At 62.6% G+C, this 19,777-nt stretch carries 18 protein-coding genes and 1 tRNA gene; 2 read left to right on the top strand and 17 right to left on the bottom strand.

Annotated features, from left to right (window positions below; translation table 11 throughout):
* Positions 1-137: 137 nt before the first annotated feature.
* Complete coding sequence (locus FURADRAFT_RS07570; protein WP_008953541.1) at positions 138-968, bottom strand: SDR family oxidoreductase; 831 nt, start codon at positions 966-968, stop codon at positions 138-140.
* A 473-nt stretch (positions 969-1,441) separates the two neighbouring features.
* Here FURADRAFT_RS07570 and FURADRAFT_RS07565 point away from each other — a divergent pair, with 473 nt between their 5' ends.
* A complete protein-coding gene (locus FURADRAFT_RS07565; protein ID WP_008953540.1) occupies positions 1,442-1,927 on the top strand; it encodes an adenosine-specific kinase in 486 nt (161 codons plus the stop codon).
* 388 nt (positions 1,928-2,315) lie between these two features.
* On the opposite strand, the gene FURADRAFT_RS07555 is transcribed toward FURADRAFT_RS07565, so the two are convergent.
* The 12 genes from FURADRAFT_RS07555 to FURADRAFT_RS07495 form a co-directional block, all read right to left on the bottom strand.
* On the bottom strand, positions 2,316-2,879 hold the full coding sequence (locus FURADRAFT_RS07555) for a YIP1 family protein (protein WP_008953539.1): 564 nt from the start codon (positions 2,877-2,879) through the stop codon (positions 2,316-2,318).
* 125 nt (positions 2,880-3,004) lie between these two features.
* Complete coding sequence (locus tag FURADRAFT_RS07550; protein WP_008953538.1) at positions 3,005-3,739, bottom strand: peptidylprolyl isomerase; 735 nt, start codon at positions 3,737-3,739, stop codon at positions 3,005-3,007.
* A 13-nt stretch (positions 3,740-3,752) separates the two neighbouring features.
* A complete protein-coding gene (gene narI, locus FURADRAFT_RS07545) occupies positions 3,753-4,463 on the bottom strand; it encodes a respiratory nitrate reductase subunit gamma (protein WP_008953537.1) in 711 nt (236 codons plus the stop codon).
* A gap of 22 nt (positions 4,464-4,485) precedes the next feature.
* Entirely contained in the window at positions 4,486-5,154 is a 669-nt protein-coding gene (gene narJ / locus FURADRAFT_RS07540) for a nitrate reductase molybdenum cofactor assembly chaperone (protein WP_008953536.1), read from the bottom strand.
* Positions 5,144-6,703 (bottom strand): nitrate reductase subunit beta, encoded by a 1,560-nt coding sequence (narH, locus tag FURADRAFT_RS07535; RefSeq protein ID WP_008953535.1) that lies wholly within the window; start codon positions 6,701-6,703, stop codon positions 5,144-5,146. The genes narJ and narH overlap by 11 nt, the downstream gene beginning before the upstream one ends.
* A complete protein-coding gene (locus FURADRAFT_RS07530) occupies positions 6,700-10,452 on the bottom strand; it encodes a nitrate reductase subunit alpha (RefSeq protein WP_008953534.1) in 3,753 nt (1,250 codons plus the stop codon). The genes narH and FURADRAFT_RS07530 overlap by 4 nt, the downstream gene beginning before the upstream one ends.
* 387 nt (positions 10,453-10,839) lie before the next feature.
* Positions 10,840-11,199 carry a hypothetical protein gene (locus tag FURADRAFT_RS20515; protein WP_150105034.1) on the bottom strand — a complete coding sequence of 120 codons (360 nt, stop codon included), beginning with the start codon at positions 11,197-11,199 and terminating at the stop codon, positions 10,840-10,842.
* Between the two features lie 603 nt (positions 11,200-11,802).
* Positions 11,803-11,878 (bottom strand) — tRNA-Ala (locus FURADRAFT_RS07515).
* 476 nt (positions 11,879-12,354) lie between these two features.
* Complete coding sequence (locus FURADRAFT_RS07510; RefSeq protein ID WP_008953533.1) at positions 12,355-12,969, bottom strand: nucleotidyltransferase family protein; 615 nt, start codon at positions 12,967-12,969, stop codon at positions 12,355-12,357.
* A complete protein-coding gene (locus FURADRAFT_RS07505; protein WP_008953532.1) occupies positions 12,966-13,970 on the bottom strand; it encodes an XdhC family protein in 1,005 nt (334 codons plus the stop codon). The genes FURADRAFT_RS07510 and FURADRAFT_RS07505 overlap by 4 nt, the downstream gene beginning before the upstream one ends.
* Positions 13,971-13,972: 2 nt before the next feature.
* On the bottom strand, positions 13,973-16,183 hold the full coding sequence (locus FURADRAFT_RS07500) for a xanthine dehydrogenase family protein molybdopterin-binding subunit (protein ID WP_008953531.1): 2,211 nt from the start codon (positions 16,181-16,183) through the stop codon (positions 13,973-13,975).
* Between the two features lie 13 nt (positions 16,184-16,196).
* Positions 16,197-16,655 carry a (2Fe-2S)-binding protein gene (locus tag FURADRAFT_RS07495; RefSeq protein WP_008953530.1) on the bottom strand — a complete coding sequence of 153 codons (459 nt, stop codon included), beginning with the start codon at positions 16,653-16,655 and terminating at the stop codon, positions 16,197-16,199.
* Between the two features lie 173 nt (positions 16,656-16,828).
* On the opposite strand from FURADRAFT_RS07495, the gene FURADRAFT_RS07490 reads away from it, so the two are divergent.
* Positions 16,829-17,803 (top strand): AraC family transcriptional regulator, encoded by a 975-nt coding sequence (locus tag FURADRAFT_RS07490; protein WP_008953529.1) that lies wholly within the window; start codon positions 16,829-16,831, stop codon positions 17,801-17,803.
* A 70-nt stretch (positions 17,804-17,873) separates the two neighbouring features.
* On the opposite strand, the gene FURADRAFT_RS07485 is transcribed toward FURADRAFT_RS07490, so the two are convergent.
* From FURADRAFT_RS07485 to FURADRAFT_RS07475, 4 genes are all read right to left on the bottom strand, one after another.
* Positions 17,874-18,206, bottom strand: coding sequence for a hypothetical protein (locus FURADRAFT_RS07485; protein ID WP_008953528.1), 333 nt, complete (start codon positions 18,204-18,206; stop codon positions 17,874-17,876).
* Entirely contained in the window at positions 18,203-19,075 is an 873-nt protein-coding gene (locus FURADRAFT_RS21360; protein ID WP_008953527.1) for an NAD(P)-dependent alcohol dehydrogenase, read from the bottom strand. The genes FURADRAFT_RS07485 and FURADRAFT_RS21360 overlap by 4 nt, the downstream gene beginning before the upstream one ends.
* 6 nt (positions 19,076-19,081) lie before the next feature.
* A complete protein-coding gene (locus FURADRAFT_RS21355) occupies positions 19,082-19,252 on the bottom strand; it encodes an alcohol dehydrogenase catalytic domain-containing protein (RefSeq protein WP_008953526.1) in 171 nt (56 codons plus the stop codon).
* A 110-nt stretch (positions 19,253-19,362) separates the two neighbouring features.
* Positions 19,363-19,767, bottom strand: a complete 405-nt coding sequence (locus tag FURADRAFT_RS07475) for a carboxymuconolactone decarboxylase family protein (protein ID WP_008953525.1) — start codon at positions 19,765-19,767, stop codon at positions 19,363-19,365.
* Positions 19,768-19,777 lie beyond the last annotated feature (10 nt).

Here is a 19,777-nt window from a genome sequence, read left to right as displayed (position 1 = left end):
GCACGGGAACCGGAATGACCAAGTCGCCCTTATAGGATGAGAGGAGCCTGGCGCCCCATCATCGATGGGCGCCACTCGCGCCGAGAGCTCCAGGCTCAGCATGGCCCCAGCGCAGGGAGCCCGCGGCGAGATCTGTCTCAGGCGGCGCGCTGCAGCACCCAGTCCAACGCGCGCGTGGGAAGCACCCGCTTCAGGTACCAGAACAATTTGGTCGGAAACGTCACCCGGTAGCGTGCCGCCGGGTGTTTGCTCGCCAAGGACTTGAGCACCGCGTCCAGCACCGCCTCCGGCGGCAGCGTGAAGGGCGCGGCGTGCCCCTCCTTCTTCAACCGCACCAGCTGCTTCTCGTACGAGGCACGATGTGCGCTGTGCTCGATATCGACGTTCTTCAGGAAACGCGCCAGCGCATTGGGCCGGAAACGACTTTCGATCGGCCCCGGTTCAACCAGCGACACAAACACGCCGCTGCCCTCCAGCTCCAACCGCAGCGTGTCACACAGCCCTTCCATGGCGAACTTGCTGGCGTTATAGGCACCGCGGTATTTCATCGCGGCAAAGCCCAGCACCGAACTGTTGAACAGGATGCGCCCGTGCCCCTGGCGCCGCATCGCCGTCAGCACGGTGTTGGTCAGCTCCCAGGCGCCGAACAGGTTGGTCTCGAACTGCTCACGCAGCGCGGCACGCGTGATGTCCTCTGCCGCGCCGGGTTGGCCGAAACCCGCGTTGTTGAACAGCGCATCGAGCGTACCGCCGGTGCGTGCCAACACCTCGTCGACCGCGGCGCGGATCGAGGCCGAATCCGCCACGTCCAGCAACAGGCACTCCAGCCCCTCTTCGGCCAACCTTTGCACGTCCTGCGCCTGGCGGCAGCTGGCAAACACGCGCCAGCCGCGCGCCTTGAGCCCCTTTGCCACGGTATAGCCAATGCCACTGGAGCAGCCGGTGATCAGAATAGTTGGGAGAGCCATGCAAGCGAAATCCTGTGAAACAGGCCAGAACGGCCACGCTGCGAACGGGCAGCAGATAGGTTGTTGATAGCGAGAACGGCATCATGCCTTTGCCGGACAGCAGGCCCGATCAGGCCGCATCCCCGTCGACGCTACCGCACGGCGTCGAGGCCACCCGGGGCAGCGTCCTGCGACACCCTGTTGGCAAGCCTCCGGCCTGCGGAGTGTACTACAGCCTGCCGCCGGCACGCGCGGAGGGGCGTCGTACCGGCCCGGGGAATGCCGCCCCAAGCCCTGGCCATGATCCCGAACCGCACGAAACCAACCAAACCGGCCATTCACTTTAGAGAGGCTCTGCATAGAATAAAAAATGCCCGGCCAAGAAGTCGATGGAAATACCCCTGCCCCACCCACTTTGGCCCGAGCCGCGACCGCAAGCCCCCGTCCGCCACCGGATTCCCCCATCGGGCACAGCGGTAAAGGAGAAACTCAAGATGCAGCTTATCGTGCAGAAAATCGACAAGCCGGAAGCGGTCAACTTCATTCTGGGTCAAACACACTTCATCAAGTCCGTCGAGGACATCCACGAAACCCTGGTCGCAACCGTCCCTGGCATCCAGTTTGGCGTCGCCTTCTGCGAAGCCTCTGGCAAATGCCTGGTGCGATGGTCCGGCACCGACCCCGCCATGATCGAACTGGCCCAAAAGAATGCCCAAGCCATCGGTGCCGGCCATAGTTTCATTATTTTCCTGGGGGACGGCTACTTTCCGTTGAACGTGCTGAACACAGTGAAAATGGTGCCGGAGGTCTGTCGCATTTTCTGCGCCACGGCCAATCCAACGGAAGTCATTCTTGCCGAAACGGAACAGGGCCGAAGCGTGCTCGGCGTAGTGGATGGCTTCTGCGCCAATGGCATCGAAGGCAACGACGATATTCAGTGGCGGAAGAATTTTCTGCGGCAGATTGGCTACAAGCTATGAGTAGATGCCCTTATGGCAGCCGCTGGTATTGGTCATGAACACGGCTCCTTGGTGGAGATTATCCACCTTAAGTTAGTGTCCACGGGGAGCGGGACAGACCAGACTTCCTTTTGCAGCTAGAGCGCAGGGAGCTCATGAAGCTTCTGCGGAGCCTCGGGGTAGGATTGGTTGTTGTCAGCTTCGATAAAAGCATCATGTAGCGCCACGTTACCGTGCGTCGAGTCAAAGCGTTGGCGGTAGCTACGCGACACGGTTTGCATATCGAAGATTTGGTATTCAACCGGGACGTGCTGCAGCAGGGAAATGAGTGGGATCTCGGCCGCAAATCCCAAATCAGGAACCCTGATGCAGCAGGTGGGAGCCCATTACTGGCTCGAGCTTCGCTCTTTCAAAGAAGCGGCATGACCAGCAAGGCAACGATCAGCGCCCATACCAGCGCCCCCACCGAAAACACCGTGTAGGCCAACGCTTCCGTCCGAACCGAGTCATCATGCTCAAACAGGGCATCAAGACCGTGATAAATCAGGCCGCCCGAGGCCATCAATCCGAGTATGGCCGCCAAAGCGTTGAATATCGGAACGGGAGCGAACAACGACAGGGCCGACAGCCAGATCGGCACCGGTGCGATGGCGGCCAGACGGTAGCAGTCGGCATAGGATGGGCGGGATTCGGTATGCACCGCATAACGGATAAACCAGGCCATCACATGCACACAACCCCAACTGGTCAGCAGGAAAAGCAGCGCGATACCAGCCCAATATTCGAACGTGACATGGGTGGAATAGACCTCGCCATGGAACCGGGCGGCGTACAGAATCATGCCGGTTGCCAGCAACGAGGGAATCAGCACGATTTTCAGGAACGAGCCCAAGGGCGAAGGATGGGTCCGTGATATATCGTTCCACCCCTCCTTGGAGGACACGACCATACGAAAAAGCGAGAGGGGTCTCATGGCAACACTCCTCGATAACAACAGGCAGTGAAATCAGTGGGGGCTTCTTCGACTATATAACGGCATGATCGGTTTGCAAGCACGCCAGCTGTGGTGGTCATGCCCGTGTTATGGACCGGCTTTTTTCAATAGCGTCGGTCTGACATCAAATCTATGCCATTCACCTCGGCGTTGGATGCCAGCCTTTCCAGGTACTGTTGCAGCGAACGGCTCAGGCTTTGCTCGGCAAGGTCGGAGGCCACGCGATCGCGTGCCATCTCCAGGGGCAGAAGTTTCCCCGGCTCACGCCGCTCCACCTTGACGATATGGAAGCCGTAACGGGTACGCACGACACGCGGCAAGACACCTACCGAGCCATCGGCAAACAGTACCGCCTCAAATTCCGGCACGGTATCCCCCCGTTGCAGTTGCCCGAGACTGCCACCAACCTGCGCCGACGGGCAGTTGGACATTTCGCGCGCCAATTCGGCAAAACGCGAGGCATCGGCCTGGGCCTGATGCAGTATCGCCTCCGCGCGCGCCAGCAGCGGCTGGATCGGTGTCCGTTCCGTCACTTGCAACAGGATGTGCGAGGCAAACACCAGTTCGCCCACCGTGTAACGCCCGGGATTCGCTAGGTAATGGCGCTCGACCTCTTCGTCGCCAGCCTGCGGCACCTTGACTTCACGCTCCAGCAAGTGTTCGAGCGCCGCCACAGTAGCGGTCTGGTCCGCATCCGCCGCCAGCAAACCCAGCGCCACGGCGCGCTGGCGGAGCAGTTCCTGCACGGAGGCAAACCGTAGATCGGCCGGCGTCCCCGCCACGATCTCGACGTCGTTGATGCGTGCAGTCAGTGATTGAGGGGTGGATTCGATGGGCATGAGTCAGGGCTCTTTAGGAAATTCGACGGTTGCTCGCCAGCTTTCTGTGGGTGCGCATCAGCTGATAGGGCCGCGAAAGATAGAAGATTGCTGCAAATCCACTCCAGATGTGGACCAAACGGGTAAACGGAAAAATCAGGAACACGGTGAGCCCGAGGAAGATATGGGCCTTGTACACCCAAGGCACCGAAAGGATCAGCGCAGCATTGTCTGCCCGGAAAATCACGATGCCTTGCACATAGGCAATCAACGCACCGAAGTCGTAACCGGGGACATGACTCGAGGAGTAAACCACGGTCAGCAGGCCAAGCGCGAGCTGGAGCCAGATGATCACCAGCACCACCATGTCCGCGGTACGGCTATTGCTCAGGATGCGTGGATCGCTGACCCGACGGTAAATCAGGATGCTGAGCCCGATGATGGAGAACACACCGGCCACCCCGCCCCCCACCATCGCCAACAACTCATGCGCCCTCTCGCTCATCAGTGCCAGCACGATGGGCTCCGGCATCAGGAAACCGATCAGGTGGCCGAAGAAGACCACAAGGACACCGAGGTGGAATAGCATCGAGCCCAGGCGCAGCTGACTCTTGCGCAGAATCTGCGACGAATCGCTTTTCCACGAATACTGCTCGCGGTCGAAGCGGATCAGGCTGCCGATGAAAAAGACCGACAGCGCAATGTAGGGGTAGAGGCCAAATAGAAAATCGTGCAGCGATTTCATGGTGCTTCTCCTCTCAATCCTGCTAGCGTGGCGGGCGCGGCATGAAACGGACCGTGGCGGTCGCGGGTTTGTGCACGCAGCTGGCATCGTCACCAAAGGCCGGGGGCGACTCCCAGTCGGCATCCAGATTCTCTTCTTCCTGAACCGTCAGGCAGGACCAGTCCAGGCCCGGCTGACGGATGCCCAGCAACAGAACGTCCGGCACGGCGGCGTACAGGCTGCCCTTTTCGATTAGGGCCTGTCCCAGTTTGCGCAGGACATCGGCGCAATCGGTCAGCGTCGCATTGGCCTCGCTGAGGGGGCGCCGGCTCAGGAATTCGAGCACGGCCGGCAGATAATCCGGCAACTCGCCTTCGACCAGTGACAAGCCCGCCCGGGCATACGCCAGATGCAGATCGACCATCGCCGGACCGCGATCGCGCGACTCCCCATGCACGTGCTCGAACAGGTACAAGGACGTACGGCGGCCCCGGTCGAATAGCGCGACGTAGTCTTCTTCCAGTGATAGCGGCTCTCCTGCTTGCAGCGCCTCGATCAGCCGCCGCAGCCGTTCTCCCGACTCGGCCGGCAGACGCCGGACAAGGGGCGTCAGCAGCTCGCCGATTTCCGGCAGCGCCGCCAGCAGAGCCGGTCCGGGATAGGTTAGCAACGCGCCTAGCGCGTGCAGCTCACGGGGGGTGTCAGTAATCAACGCTGTTCTCCGGATTGTGGCCCGCGATGGTTTTGAGCGGGATGACTTTCTTGCCCCCCATCTTGCCGCCGAACAGACTCAGTTCACTGCTGCCGTCCGAGCAGCCGTTGCCAAAGGTAAAGCCGCACTCGCCGCGCAACTGATAGGCGTTTTCGGCGTATTCGCGGTGGGAGGTCGGAATGACGTAGCGGTCTTCGTAGTTGGCGATGGACAGGTAGCGATGCATGTCCTCCGCCTGGGCGACTGACAGCCCAGCCTGGGCCAGGATGTCCGGACTGTCGCGGCGTTCGAGCTGACGCACCCGGTAGAAGGCGCGCATCGCCAGCATCTTTTCCAGCGCCGCCGCGACCGGCGCTTCCTTGCCGGCGGTGAGCAGATTGGCAAGGTAGCGCAGCGGAATGCGCAGGCTGGAGACGTCGGGGATATGGCCCTTGGCGCCGATCTCGCCGGCGTTGGCACGCGCCTGGATCGGGGAGAGCGGCGGCACGTACCAGACCATCGGCAAGGTGCGGTACTCGGGATGCAGCGGGAAGGCGATCTTCCACTCCACCGCCATCTTGTAAGCCGGCGACTCGCGAGCAGCATCGAGCCACGCCAGCGGCATGCCCTGCTTCAGGGCTTCTTCGCGCACCGAGGCGGAATGGGGGTCGAGGAAGACGGCCAGTTGCGCTTCGTACAGGTCCTGTGGGTCTTCTACCGAGGCGGCGCTTTCGATCCGGTCGGCGTCGTAGAGCAACACCCCGAGATAGCGGATGCGACCGACACAGGTTTCCGAACAGACCGTCGGCTGGCCCGACTCGATGCGCGGATAACAGAAGATGCACTTCTCGGCCTTGCCGCTCGACCAGTTGTAATAGATCTTCTTGTACGGGCAGCCCGAGACGCACATGCGCCAGCCACGGCATTTGTCCTGATCGATCAGGACGATGCCGTCCTCCTCGCGTTTGTAGATCGAGCCGGACGGACAACTCGCCACGCAGGCCGGGTTCAGACAGTGCTCGCACAGGCGAGGCAGATACATCATGAAGGTGTTTTCGAACTCGCCGTAGATTTCCTTCTGCACCGCCTCGAAGTTGTAGTCCTGGCTGCGCTTGGCGAACTCGCCGCCGAGGATTTCCTCCCAGTTCGGTCCCCATTCGATCTTTTCCATCCGTTGTCCGGTCACGATGGAAATCGGCCGGGCCACCGGCGGGGTCGGCATCTCCGGCGCGGTTTGCAGGAATTCGTAGTCGAACGTGAAGGGCTCGTAGTAGTCGTCGATCTCCGGCAGATTGGGATTGCCGAACAGGTTGAGCAGCAACTGCAAGCGCCCGCCCTGCTTCAGCTTGAGCTTGCCGTTGGGCTTGCGCTCCCACCCCCCGCGCCAGTGTTCCTGATTTTCCCAGTCTTTCGGATAGCCGATGCCGGGTTTGGTTTCGACGTTGTTGAACCAGGCGTACTCCATGCCCAAGCGGCTGGTCCAGACGTTCTTGCAGGTGACCGAACAGGTGTGGCAGCCGATGCATTTATCCAGGTTCAGCACCATCGCGATCTGGGCGCGGATCTTCATGAGCGTTCTCCTCGTGCCGCAAGCGGGGTATCCATCCAGTCCACCTTGTCCATCTTGCGCACGATGACGAATTCGTCCCGGTTCGAGCCGACCGTGCCGTAGTAGTTGAAGCCGTAGGCCAAGTGCGCGTAGCCGCCAATCATGTGCGTCGGCTTGACCACGGTGCGGGTCACCGAATTATGGATGCCGCCACGGTGACCGGTGATCTCCGAGCCCGGGACATTCACGATCTTTTCCTGTGCGTGATACATCATGCACATGCCCTCCTTCACTCGCTGACTGACCACAGCTCGTGCGGCAATGGCCCCATTCAGGTTGTAAAGCTCGATCCAATCGTTGTCGACGATGCCACCTTTCTGCGCGTCGACCTCCGATAGCCAGACGATCGGCCCGCCGCGCGAGAGCGTGAGCATGATCAGGTTGTCGGTATAAGTGCTGTGGATGCCCCACTTCTGGTGCGGGGTGATGAAATTGAGCACGACCTCGGGATGGCCATTCGGCTTTTTCCCAACCAGAGGCGCGACGGTGCGGGTATCGATCGGCGGCCGGTAACTGGCAAAGCCTTCGCCGAAATCCCGCATCCAGGGATGATCCTGATAAAACTGCTGGCGCCCGGTCAGGGTTCGCCACGGGATCAATTCGTGCACATTGATATAGCCTGCGGTGTAGCTGACATGCTCGCTCTCGATGCCCGACCAGGTCGGCGAGGAAATGATCTTGCGCGGCTGCGCCTGGATGTCGCGATAGCGTATCTTCTCGTCTTCCCGTACATCGGCAAGATGCGCGTGCTCGCGCCCGGTGAATTGCTCCAGCGCCTGCCATGCCTTGACTGCAACTTCGCCGTTGGTCTCGGGCGCCAACGACATGATCACCTCGGCGGCATCGATGTCAGTTTCGATGCGTGGCATACCTTTGGTCGGTCCTTCCTCTGACACGATACGGTTGAGCCGTCCCAGCCCTTCGACCTCGGCTCCGGTATCCCAGCCAATACCCTTGCCACCGTTGCCGAGCGTCTGCATCAGCGGCCCAAGGGCGGTAAAGCGTTTGTAGGTGTTAGGGTAATCACGCTCGACCACCACGATGCTGGGCGCGGTCTTGCCGGGCAGCAGATCACACTCGCCCTTTTTCCAGTCACTCACGCCATAGGGTTGGGCAATCTCCGCCGGCGTATCGTGCTGCAGTGGTTGCAGCACGATGTCCTGCTCGACACCAAGATGGCCGGGCACCAATTCGGAGAATTTCTTGGCGATGGCCTTGTAGATTTCCCAGTCACTTCTTGTTTGCCAGGCAGGATCAACCGCCGCCGACAGCGGATGAATGAAGGGATGCATGTCCGAGGTATTGAGATCATTCTTCTCGTACCACGTGGCGGTCGGCAACACCACGTCGGCGTACAGGCAGGTCGTGGACATGCGGAAGTCAAGCACCGTGATCAGGTCGAGCTTTCCTTCCGGCGCTTTCTCGTGCCAGACCACCTCCTCCGGCTTGGCTCCGCCGGACTCGCCAAGGTCGACACCCTGCATGCCATGTTGCGCCCCGACAAAGTGACGGAGAAAGTACTCATGCCCCTTGCCGGAAGAGCCGAACAGGTTCGAACGCCAGACGAACAGGTTGCGCGGGAAATTCTCTGGACTGTCTGGGTCTTCGCACGCCAAACGCACCGCACCGGACTTGAGCTCACGGACTAGGTAGTCCTTGGCATCCAGTCCGGCCGCACGCGCCGCGCTGGCAATGGACAGGGGATTGCGATCGATCTGCGGAGATGAAGGCAACCAGCCCATGCGCTCGGCTCGGACGTTGAAATCGATCAAGCTGCCGCTATAGCGGGCCGGATCGGCCAATGGGGAGAGCAGCTCGCTGGCATGGAGCTGCTCGTAACGCCACTGGTCGGAATGCGCGTAGAAGAATGAGGTGCCGTTCATGTGCCGCGGGGGGCGAACCCAGTCGAGGGCGAAGGCCAGCGCCGTCCACCCGGTCTGAGGCCGGAGCTTCTCCTGACCGACGTAGTGCGCCCAGCCACCGCCGGACACGCCGACACAGCCGCACAGCATCAGCATGTTGATGGCGGCCCGGTAGTTCATGTCCTGGTGGTACCAGTGGTTCATCGCGGCGCCGATGATGATCATGGCCCGGCCTTGAGTACGCTCGGCGGTCTCGGCAAACTGGCGCGCGACGGCTACCACCTGTTCTGCCGGGACGCCGGTAATGGATTCCTGCCATGTTGGCGTATATGGCACATCGTCGTCGTAATCGCGGGCGACGGCCCCGCCCAATCCCCGGTCCAGCCCGTACTGGGCGCAGAGCAGATCGAACACGGTCGCGACATGGATGGTCTCTCCGTTCTGCTCCAGCCGCTTCACCGGGACATGACGCAGCAAAACGTTGCCCCCCTGCTCGTTGTGCCGGAACTGCGGGTGTTCGACCGCGCCGAAATAGGGAAAGGCAACTGTTGCCACCTCGTCGCGACGGTCGATCAGCGTCAGCGCCAGATCGAGATCACGGCCATCGGCCCCGTCTTTTTGTTCGAGATTCCACTTGCCGAGATCGCCGCCCAGTTGCTGGCCCCAGCGGAAACCGATCGCCCCCAGTGGTACGGCATAGTTGCCACTGCTCCGGTCGATGCCGACGGTTTTCCATTCCGGGTTGTTGTCCTGCCCGAGCTTGTCGGGAAAATCGCTGGCCCTCAAATAGCGGTCAGGAACGAACTGGTCGCCGTGCTGCTTTAGCGTCACCAGTAGCGGCAGATCGGTCAGCCGGCGGCAGTAATCGTCGAAATAAGGGACTTGCCGTTCGAGATGGAACTCGCGGAGGATGACGTGGCCCATCGCCATGCCGAGCGCCGCATCGGTACCCTGCTTGGGGTGCAGCCAGAGATCGGAGAGTTTGGCGACCTCGGAGTAATCCGGCGTGATCGCCACGACCTTGGTGCCGTTGTAACGGGCCTCGACAAAGAAATGTGCATCGGGGGTGCGCGTCTGCGGGACGTTGGAGCCCCAGGCGATGATGTACGCCGAGTTGTACCAGTCGGCCGATTCCGGTACATCGGTCTGCTCGCCCCAGGTCTGCGGGCTGGCCGGCGGCAGGTCGCAATACCAGTCGTAGAACGATAGCAGCGTGCCGCCGATCAGGCTCAGGTAACGGGAACCCGCGGCATAACTGACCATGGACATGGCCGGAATCGGCGAGAAACCAACCACGCGGTCCGGGCCGTGGTGCTTGATGGTGTAGACGTTGGCAGCGGCGACGAGCTCGGTTGCCTCATCCCAGCTCACTCGGACGAAACCGCCGCGCCCCCGAATGGACTTGTAGTCCTTCACCCGTTGTGGATCCTCAACGATCGAGGCCCATGCCGCCACAGGGTCAAGCGTCTTGCGCGCCTCGCGCCACAACCGTACCAGACGCCCCCGAATCATCGGATACTTGAGCCGGTTGGCGCTGTACAGGTACCAGCTGTATGAAGCCCCGCGCGAACAACCGCGTGGCTCATGGTTGGGCATGCCGGGGCGGGTCCGCGGATAATCAGTCTGCTGCGTCTCCCAGGTAACGATGCCGCCCTTGACGTAGATCTTCCAGCTACAGGAGCCGGTACAATTCACGCCGTGCGTGGAACGTACGATCTTGTCGTGCTGCCAGCGCTGCCGGTAGGCCACCTCCCAGTCGCGGTCCTCTTCCCGCACCTCGCCATGACCGTCGGCATAGGGCTCGCGTGGCCGGGTGAAAAAGCTCAGACGATCCAGAAAGTGGCTCATGAGGTTCCTCCTCTTTGGCGTCGGCCGCCGTTCAACAGGGCAGGCTGGCGTGCTTTCTCGCGTAAAACACCCAGCAAATCAATGTGCAGCTCAGGTAGAACAGTATGAATACATATAGTGCACCTTCCGTACGGCTGGTAAGCTTCATCGAAGCGCCGAGTCCGTTTGGAATGAAAAACCCGCTGTAGGCACCGATGACGCCGGCAAAGCCGGTTATCTCCGCCGCTTCGGTCACGTTATGGGGTCGGCCACGCTACGACTCCTCGCTGTCGCCCTTGACCTTGCACTGGCTCAGTGCAGTGAACACCATGGGGGTCATGCGGGACACCGAGCGATTGCCAATTCCCGATAACAGGTACCGCAGTTGTACTACCTGCCCCCCAGTGATTACCTCCCAGCTATCGTTCCGTTGGACAGTTTCCAAGGCAGGGACCTCAACACATTGAATGTCACCAGCGCCAAATACGACCAGCGACACCCGTGCACCACCGAGATAGTCGAAATCGCTATCCATTTCCAGCCGCGGGTCATGGCGGGCAGAACGCGATAGAAAATGCGTAGCGTCGCACCAGACAGCGATGGCACGGCGGTCAGCATGAAAAGCTGGGCCTTACTGTAGGAGAAACCGGAGAACCCACGATGCTCCAGATGACCGAGGAGAAAGCCAGGATCGGGCAGAGGATCAATACCCCAGAATGCGGCAAGTGATACCCGAACCTTGCGGGCCCCAGAATCGCTCGTCTTCATGCTCTCGGTACGTAATCGGCACTCCACTCACGGCAGGCCCTTCATTGGTGCAGCCAGTTACAACACTAGAATATGCTGCCGTGGTTTCCTAGGAAGACGACCAAAGGAATTATGCTGGTGATATGCCGATTTCAAATATTTTTGGATGAATAGGTCAAAAGTATTGATCTGCCTAGAGTTCAACGTTTGGCATGGCTCTACTTGCGTAATCCGGCTGAGGCAGAGAACTTCCCTGTGATTTCAAGTCTGTGCAGGGTATGGGCTGCCAGCGCATCTGGCATTACAACAATGCATTTCGCCATAGCTCGCGAAATTGCAACGTTCGTGCGCTCTCGCTGCATGAGGAAAGGTGCGCAAATGCAAGGCAAGTAAGGCCGGAAGCATAAGCTGGCCACGCACCACGATTCGGAACCATAAGCTGGCCGCGCTCTGGGGTGGCTGGGTCAAACGAATTGGCGGATCAAATCCTTGCGTGGCAAGGATTTCAGGCGAAGGGGAAACTCAAACGGCCGGAGTCGCTCAGAAAAACCGATGGAATCCGCCGTTCATCGGAAGCATAAGCTGGCCGTTTGGCTCACAACAGCTGGAGGGGCAAGATAGGAATGGTGGACCGAAGGAGGATCGAACTCCCGACCTCTGCATTGCGAACGCAGCGCTCTCCCAGCTGAGCTATCGGCCCTTTGGATTGTCATGAACAGGTGTGACTTCGCTTGTAAAGGCGAAGGGTCACGACATCAAGGTGTCCCGTTATTATGTGATGTCTCATTTTGCCCGGCAAGAGGAGCTTGGCAAGTTTTGACTTCGCAATAAGCGCGGGCCGTAGGTGCGTAACGGAGTTCCGTTCTGCTACCGTACCCGCGTTCTCATGACCCCAGCCGGGCGGTTATGGGCCGCACAATCAGGGCTCGGCGCGACATCTTTCCATGCCGGAGCAGCAAGCGGCTTTGTGACCGGCAGCATAAAGTGGCCAAACGGCCAGCTTATGCCTCCCGCCTTGCTTTGCTCGTGCTGCGCACCTCAAGCCATCATGCCCCACCTTTGCCTAGGCGGCAGCCCAAGAGCAGAGGGTCGGGCTGTTAGTTATCCGCTTTACGCGATAATGACGCCATGCCGAAATACCTTCCTGAAAGCGGTGGCGTGCTTGGCATGATCAAGTCACTCATGCGGGCTTGTCCCCGAACCGGCATCGATCAGGTCTCGCGGATAATCGATATCCCGGACCACGCCAGGATCATCGACGGGGCACAGGGTTAGCTTCTGATGGTGTTGTTCCAGCAGGGTTTTCCCCCCTTGGTCACCGGTCAGTCCAGCCAATGGGTTCTGCCAGGTACGGGCAAAGCCTACCGGGTGGCCGCGTCGCCCCCGGTATTGCGTGGCGGCCAGGCTGGCGCCGGCCTGCAGGGCGGCGGCGACGGCGGCATGGCTGCTGCTGGCGATGAACGGCATGTCGGCCAGCGCGACGATCCAGCCGGCCGCATCGGCCGTGGCGCGCACGCCAGCGGCCAGACTATGCCCCATGCCGCCCTCGGCCTCCGGGCAAAGCACGATTTCACAACCTACCGCCGTCAACGCTGCGGCCAATTCGTCCCGTCCGGGGCGCAGCACCGCCACGACACGTGCACACACCGGCAGAAGACTGGCGGCGGCAGCGACCGCCATCGGCGTGCCGTCCGGCAGCCTATGCGATAACTTGTCGCTGCCGAATCGACGGCTGGCCCCGGCCGCCAGCAGGATGCCGACGATCGGGTGAGATTTGGGCGAGGCGCTCATGCGGCGCGGCAGCCGGCTTCGGCGGCAGCGCGTTTCGGGCGCAAGCCGTCCGGTGACCACACGCCGTTGCGCACCGCGGTCATCTCGGCCAGCACGGCCAGAGCGATCTCAGGCGGCGTGCGGCTGCCGATCGGCAGGCCGACCGGCCCGTGCAGGCGGGCGACTTCGTCCGCCGTCAGGTCGAAATGCTCGAGCAGCCGTTCGCGCCGCCGCCGGTTGTTGAGGCGGGAGCCCAGCGCGCCGACGTAAAAGGCCGGCGCCTTGAGCGCCTCCAGCAAGGCCATGTCGTCCAGCTTGGGGTCGTGCGTCAGCGCCACCACGGCGGTGTGCGCATCGGGGTTGAGTTCCAGCACCACGTCGTCCGGCATGCCGGGCAACAGCCTTGTACCCGGCACCTGCCATTCCGCGGCGTACTCGCTGCGCGGGTCGCAGAGGAACACCTGGTAATCCAGCGCCTGCGCCATCTGTGCGAGGTAACTGGAAATCTGCCCGGCGCCGATGATCAGCAGGCGCCAAGCCGGACCGTGCACGGTGCTCAGCGCATGCTCATCCCAGCTCAGCGAGTCCGCTGCCGAAGCCGCCGTGATCGTACAGCCCTCCTGCCCCATGACGACGGTGCGTCGGGCCAACTCTCCACGCTCGACCACAGCACTCAAGGTTTCAAGTGCGGCAAGATCGGGCCAAGGCTCGATGACCAGTTCCATGGTACCGCCACAGGGCAGGCCGAAGCGTCGCGCCTCGTCCTGCGTGACACCGTATTTCACCGCATAGGGCTCGCTCGAAGCGAAGCCTTCCCGCAGCAGGCGTTCGATCAGGTCCGCTTCGATACAGCCGCCGGACACCGAGCCCTGCACCTGCCCGTCGTCACGCAGCGCCATCCAGGAGCCTGGCGGGCGCGGTGCCGAACCCCAGGTGCGGGCCACGGTCACCAAGGCGAAGCGGTGCCCGTCCGCCGCCCACCTCAGGGCCGCGTCCAATACCTGCCGGTCGGTGCTGTTCATGGCTACACCTTCAGCAGTTCGGCGCTGATCGGCAGCTTGCGGGCGCGCTTGCCGGTCGCTGCCGCGAGCGCGTTGGCCACCGCCGGCGCCAACGGCGGCACGCCCGGTTCGCCGATGCCGGTCGGCTTGTTGGCGGAGGGTACGATATGCACCTCGACGCGTGGCATGTCCGCCATGCGGATCGGCGGGTAGTCGTGGAAGTTGGACTGGTCCACCTTGCCGTCGCTCAGCGTGATGGCGCCGTACAGCACCGGGGCCAGAGCGAAGCCGATCGCACCTTCCACCTGCGCCCGCACCACGTCCGGGTTGATGGCGATGCCGCAGTCCACCGCGCATACCACGCGGTCCACGTGGAAGCTGCCGTCCGGCTGTACCGTCACTTCGGCCACCTCCGCCACCACGGTGTTGAACGACTCATGCACCGCTACGCCGCGCCCGCGCCGTTCGCCCGGCTTGCCGGGGGCCAGCGGCGTGCCCCAGCCGGCCTTGTCCGCCGCCAACTTGAGCGTGGCGGTATGGCGCGGGTGTTCGGCCAACATGGCCAGGCGCCAAGCCACCGGGTCGTGCCCCGCCGTATGCGCCAGCTCGTCGAGGAAAGTCTCGGTCGAAAACGCGGTATGGGTCGAGCCGACCGAGCGCCACCACAGCACCGGCACGCCGATATCAGTCGGGGTATGCAGATCCACCAGGATATTGGGGATGGTATAGGGCAGATTGGCCGCCCCCTCCACCGAGACCGGGTCGATGCCGTCCTTGACCATGGCGGCGAAGGGCGAACCGCCCAGGATGGACTGCCCCACCAGACGATGCTGCCAGCCGGTCAGACGGCCCTGGCTGTCCAGCCCGGCGCGCAAGCGATGGTGGAACATCGGGCGGTAGTAGCCGGCACGCATATCGTCCTCGCGCAGCCAGACCAGCTTGATCGGAACGCGCCGGTTGAGCGCCTTGGCGATATGGGCGGCTTCGAGCACGTAGTCCGCGTCCTTGTTGGCGCGGCGGCCGAAACTGCCGCCGGCATACAGCGTGTGGATGCGCACCTGCTCGGGCTTGAGGCCGAACAGCTTGGCCAGCGCCATCTGGTCGCCGGTCTGCATCTGGTCGCCGTTCCACACTTCGCAACCGTCTTTGCTCCAGTGCACCACGCAGTTCATCGGCTCCATCGCCGCATGAGCGAGATAGGGAAAATCGTAGGACGCTTCCAGCGTGTGGGCGGCGCCCGCCAGGGCCTGTTCGGCATCGCCGGCCTTGCGGGCGACGGCTCCGGGCTGGCCGGCCAGTTCGTGGTAGCGCGCCAGAATCTGCGCCGAGCCGAGCTTGAACGCCTGGCTTTCGTCCCATTCGACCACCAGCGCGTCGCGCCCCTTCTTGGCGCTCCAGGTATCGCGGGCGAGCACCGCCACCCCGGTGGGGATGGCCAGCACGGCCACCACGCCCTTGACGGCTTTGGCCTTGGCGGCGTTGAACGACTTCACCTTGGCGCCGAAGCGCGGCGGGTGGGCCACCACGGCGGTGAGCATGCCCGGCAGGTGGACGTCCTGGGTGTACACGGCCTTGCCGGTGGTTTTGTCGATGTTGTCCTTGCGCGGGATGCGCTGGCCGATCAGCTTGAAATCCTTCGGGTCCTTGAGTTTCACCTCTGCCGGTGGCGTCAGCTCGGCGGCGGCACGTGCAAGTTGGCCGAAGCTCGCCTTGCGGCCCGATGCGGCGTGCCGTACTTCGCCGTTGGCGACGGCAATCTCGCCGGCCGGCACGTTCCACTGCTTGGCCGCCGCCGCCACCAGCATGGCGCGGGCGGTGGCGCCGGCCTTGCGCAGTTGCTCCCACGAGTTGGCCATGGCCGTGCTGCCACCGGTGCCCTGGGCGGGCCCCCAGAACAGGTTGTTGAAGCGCTTGGCGTCGGCCGGCGCGCTTTCCACCCGCACCTGGTTCCAGTCTGCGTCCAGTTCTTCCGCCACGATGGTGGCGAGTCCGGTGTAGGTGCCCTGCCCCATTTCGAGATGCTTGGAGATGACGGTGACGCTATTGTCCTCGCCGATGCGCAGGAAGGCGTTCGGTTCGAAGGCGGCATGTGCCGCATTGGCGCCGGCCGTGCTTGCCTTCGCCGCTGTGGCGGTGCTGGCGGCCTTGGCTGCCGGCAGGTAGACCGCCAGCGTCAGGCCGGCCGCGCCTTGCAGGAAGCGGCGGCGGCTAACATTTTCGATACTGCTGGTCATGGTGTTCTCCCGGTCAGGCCAGCAGCTTGGCTGCTTCGTGGATGGCGGCGCGGATGCGCACGTAGGTGCCGCAGCGGCACACGTTACCGCCCATCGCATTGTCGATATCGGCGTCGCTCGGGTTGCGGTTGCTGTGCAACAGCGCCACCGCGCTCATGATCTGGCCGGACTGGCAGTAGCCGCACTGGACCACGTCGAGCTGCTGCCAGGCTTGCTGCACCGCCTGGCCAACCCGGTCGTGGCCCACTCCTTCGATGGTGGTGATCTTCTTGCCTTTGGCGGCGGAAACCGGCGTGCTGCAAGAGCGGATCGGCTGGCCGTCGAGGTGCACGGTACAGGCGCCGCACAGCGCCATGCCACAGCCGAACTTGGTGCCGGTCATCTGCAGCGTGTCGCGCAGCACCCAGAGCAGCGGGGTGTCCGGTGCGGCGTCGACACGCATCGCCTGGCCGTTTATGTTGAGAGTGATCATGACGTGGCTCCGAGTGAACGCAAACAATTCAAGGTATTGTCCTGACTGTCCGCAGGCGGGGGATAGTCGGATTCTGTGACTTTCTAGCCTAATCCTCCGTCCTCCATGCAGAATGAAAGATAGTACGAAACAGCTGATGTAGCATGGCCGCCAGCAGCGTTGAGGAGTGGAAATTGAAACAGCAGGCCCGCGAACAGGAACAGCTCGAAGCCGTACGTCAGGAACTGGCCGCCGCCATCGCCAATTGGGTGGACAGCGATGCGGCCCCCTACGTCACACCCATCCAGAGGCTGACGCTATACCGGCTGCAAATGCCGTCCGAGCCGATCCGCTGCATTTTCGAACCCGGCATTGCGCTGATCGTCCAGGGCAGCAAGCGGGTATTGCTCGGCGAGGAAACGCTCTCGTATCACGCGGGCCAGCTTCTGGTCACCGCGGTGAATGTGCCGACCATTGCGAACATCACGACAGCGAGCCCGGAACAACCCTATCTGTCGCTGTGGATGCCCATCGACCTGCAGGCGATGGCCGAGTTGATGGTGGAGGGCAATCTGTCTCCCCCGCGTCCACAGCCGACCTCGCGCGGCATCGCGGTCGGCCAGGCCAACGCGGCGATTCTCAAATCGTTTCTGCGCCTGATCGAACTGCTCGACGAGCCGGAAACCATCCCGGTGCTCTCTCCGCTGATTTTGCGGGAAATCCTGTACCGCCTGCTGATGAGCGATTTTGGTGCCCATCTGTGGCAAATCTCCACGGCCGGCAGCCAGAGCCACCGCATCGCGCGCGCGATCGACTGGCTGCAGGCCAATTTCGCCAAGGCCTTGCGGGTCGAAGAACTCGCCGCCTCGGTACAGATGAGCGCCTCGACCTTCCATCACCACTTCAAGGCGCTGACGGCGATGAGCCCGCTGCAATACCAGAAGAAACTGCGCCTGCACGAAGCGCGCCGGCTGATGCTCAACGACCGCCTGGACGCGGCGACCACCGCCTTCCGCGTCGGCTATGAAAGCGCGTCCCAGTTCGGGCGCGAATATCACCGGATGTTCGGCGCGCCGCCGGCTCGCGACATCATGGGCTTGCTCCAGGCCATGGGTGTGGAGCCCTCGGCCGACGAAAACATGCAACGGATCGATACCCTTTCGGCGTGACGCCACGGCGAGCAGGCGGCCTTCCCCGCCTGCTTCGCAGCAATGATTACGTCAGGCCATACAGATAGCGTTAGATCAGCGCCGTGGCCCCATACATGCCGACGACGCCGGCCAGGCCAAGGGCCAGCATCATCCCGGTCAGCGTCATCAGCACATGACGGCGGTCGAAGCGCCCGGCGATGCTGGCGATCAGCAGGCTGGTGACGACGGCAAACAGGCCGGAGATCGAGATCGCCTGTCCGGCCATGCCTTGGCTTGCGTGCAGATCGGCGGCGATCGGGGTCAGCAGGCTGACCGGCATGAACTCCGCGGCGATCAGCATCGCCACGCACAGCGCCATCGAGCCGACGGCGCTCCACACCTGCCGCCGCGAGACGGCAGGCGGCATCGCCAACGCCGTCATGCCAGGCTCGCCATGTCGATCACGAAGCGGTAGCGCACATCGCTCTTGAGCATCCGCTCGTAGGCCGTGTTGATATAGGCCATCGGAATCTGCTCGATGTCGGAAGTGATGTCGTGTTCGGCGCAGAAATCCAGCATCTCCTGCGTCTCGCGGATGCCGCCGATCAGCGAACCGGCAATGCGGCGCCGCTTGAAGATCAGCCCGAACACGTTCGGTGCCGGGTGCGACTCGGCCGGCGCCCCCACCAGCGTCATCGTGCCGTCGCGCTTGAGCAATTCCACATAAGGGTCCAGCGAGTGTGGTGCGGCGACGGTATTGAGGATGAAGTCGAGCTGGCCGGCATGGCGCGCCATCTGCTCGGGATCGGTGGAGACGCACACTTCATCCGCGCCCAGGCGCTTGCCGTCGTCGATCTTGCCGGCCGAGGTGGTGAACAGCACCACATGGGCGCCCATGGCATGCGCGATCTTGACGCCCATATGGCCGAGGCCGCCCAGGCCGACAATGCCGACCTTCTTGCCCGGGCCCGCACCCCATTGGCGCAGCGGCGAATAGGTGGTGATGCCGGCGCAAAGCAAGGGGGCGACTCCGGCGAGATCCTGCTCCGGGTGGCGAATGTGCAGCACGAAGGACTCCTTGACGACGATGCTCTGCGAGTAGCCGCCGTAGGTGTTCTCCCCGCCTAGCAGCGGACCGTTGTAGGTGCCGGTGAAGCCGTGGTCGCAGAACTGTTCCTCGCCGTCGTGGCAGGACGGGCAATGCCCGCAGCTGTCGACCATACAGCCGACACCAGCCAGATCCCCGACCTTGAAGCGGCGCACCTGCTCGCCCACCGCGACGACGCGGCCGACGATCTCGTGGCCCGGCACGGACGGCTACAGGGTGTTGTGCCATTCGTTGCGCGCGGTATGCAGGTCGGAATGGCAGACGCCGCAATACAGGATCTGGATCTGCACGTCGTCCGGACCCGGGGCGCGGCGCTCGATGTCAAAGGGCACCAGTGCGCTGTGGGCGTTCAATGCGGCATAGGCTTTGGCTTTGCTCATGGCGATTTCTCCGTTGAGTGGCTGAGGTTGCGATGCCCGCTATTGTCCCGAGTACCGAGTGCCCACCCATAGCCGGATCCGGCGGATTGCTTGCCTAAAACTCTGGAATTTTACTCGCCAAAGCCGGCAACCGTGCCCGCGGCAAGGTCAAAACCAGCCGAAGACAACGGGTCGAAGGCGATGCCCCGCTGGGCAAAGATGTCCTTGATCGCCATCACCGCGGAAAAGGCGTTCGGCCAACCTGCATAGAACGCCAGGTGCGTGACGATCTCGGAAATCTCGCCAGGGCTGACGCCGTGCTCGAGCGCGAGATTGACGTAATGCGGCAAGCCCAGGGGCTGGTTGCACGCGATCAAGGCTGCCAGCGTCACCATGCTGCGCTCGCGGGCAGGCAAATCGGGCCGCTGCCACAGCTTGCCGACGATCGCATCCTGAGTGAGCTGGGCCAGCGCCGGCGAGACCGAGCGCACATCGTCCATGGTGATGGCGGCATGGCATGGATTCGAAATGGACATTGCCGTGCCC

This window comes from Pseudogulbenkiania ferrooxidans 2002 (assembly GCF_000174355.1).
Taxonomy (GTDB): domain Bacteria; phylum Pseudomonadota; class Gammaproteobacteria; order Burkholderiales; family Chromobacteriaceae; genus Pseudogulbenkiania; species Pseudogulbenkiania ferrooxidans.
The sequence above is the reverse complement of the archived record's forward strand: the minus strand, read 5'-3'. Positions and strand labels throughout refer to the sequence as shown.

Bases quoted from the DNA above. Each gene is read 5' to 3' on its own strand.
- FURADRAFT_RS07570 (WP_008953541.1), bottom strand. From the start codon at position 968: ATGGCTCTCCCAACTATTCTGATCACCGGCTGCTCCAGTGGCATTGGC.
- FURADRAFT_RS07565 (WP_008953540.1), top strand. From the start codon at position 1,442: ATGCAGCTTATCGTGCAGAAAATCGACAAGCCGGAAGCGGTCAACTTC.
- FURADRAFT_RS07555 (WP_008953539.1), bottom strand. From the start codon at position 2,879: ATGAGACCCCTCTCGCTTTTTCGTATGGTCGTGTCCTCCAAGGAGGGG.
- FURADRAFT_RS07550 (WP_008953538.1), bottom strand. From the start codon at position 3,739: ATGCCCATCGAATCCACCCCTCAATCACTGACTGCACGCATCAACGAC.
- narI (WP_008953537.1), bottom strand. From the start codon at position 4,463: ATGAAATCGCTGCACGATTTTCTATTTGGCCTCTACCCCTACATTGCG.
- narH (WP_008953535.1), bottom strand. From the start codon at position 6,703: ATGAAGATCCGCGCCCAGATCGCGATGGTGCTGAACCTGGATAAATGC.
- FURADRAFT_RS07530 (WP_008953534.1), bottom strand. From the start codon at position 10,452: ATGAGCCACTTTCTGGATCGTCTGAGCTTTTTCACCCGGCCACGCGAG.
- FURADRAFT_RS20515 (WP_150105034.1), bottom strand. From the start codon at position 11,199: ATGAAGACGAGCGATTCTGGGGCCCGCAAGGTTCGGGTATCACTTGCC.
- FURADRAFT_RS07510 (WP_008953533.1), bottom strand. From the start codon at position 12,969: ATGAGCGCCTCGCCCAAATCTCACCCGATCGTCGGCATCCTGCTGGCG.
- FURADRAFT_RS07505 (WP_008953532.1), bottom strand. From the start codon at position 13,970: ATGAACAGCACCGACCGGCAGGTATTGGACGCGGCCCTGAGGTGGGCG.
- FURADRAFT_RS07500 (WP_008953531.1), bottom strand. From the start codon at position 16,183: ATGACCAGCAGTATCGAAAATGTTAGCCGCCGCCGCTTCCTGCAAGGC.
- FURADRAFT_RS07495 (WP_008953530.1), bottom strand. From the start codon at position 16,655: ATGATCACTCTCAACATAAACGGCCAGGCGATGCGTGTCGACGCCGCA.
- FURADRAFT_RS07485 (WP_008953528.1), bottom strand. From the start codon at position 18,206: ATGACGGCGTTGGCGATGCCGCCTGCCGTCTCGCGGCGGCAGGTGTGG.
- FURADRAFT_RS21355 (WP_008953526.1), bottom strand. From the start codon at position 19,252: ATGAGCAAAGCCAAAGCCTATGCCGCATTGAACGCCCACAGCGCACTG.
- FURADRAFT_RS07475 (WP_008953525.1), bottom strand. From the start codon at position 19,767: ATGTCCATTTCGAATCCATGCCATGCCGCCATCACCATGGACGATGTG.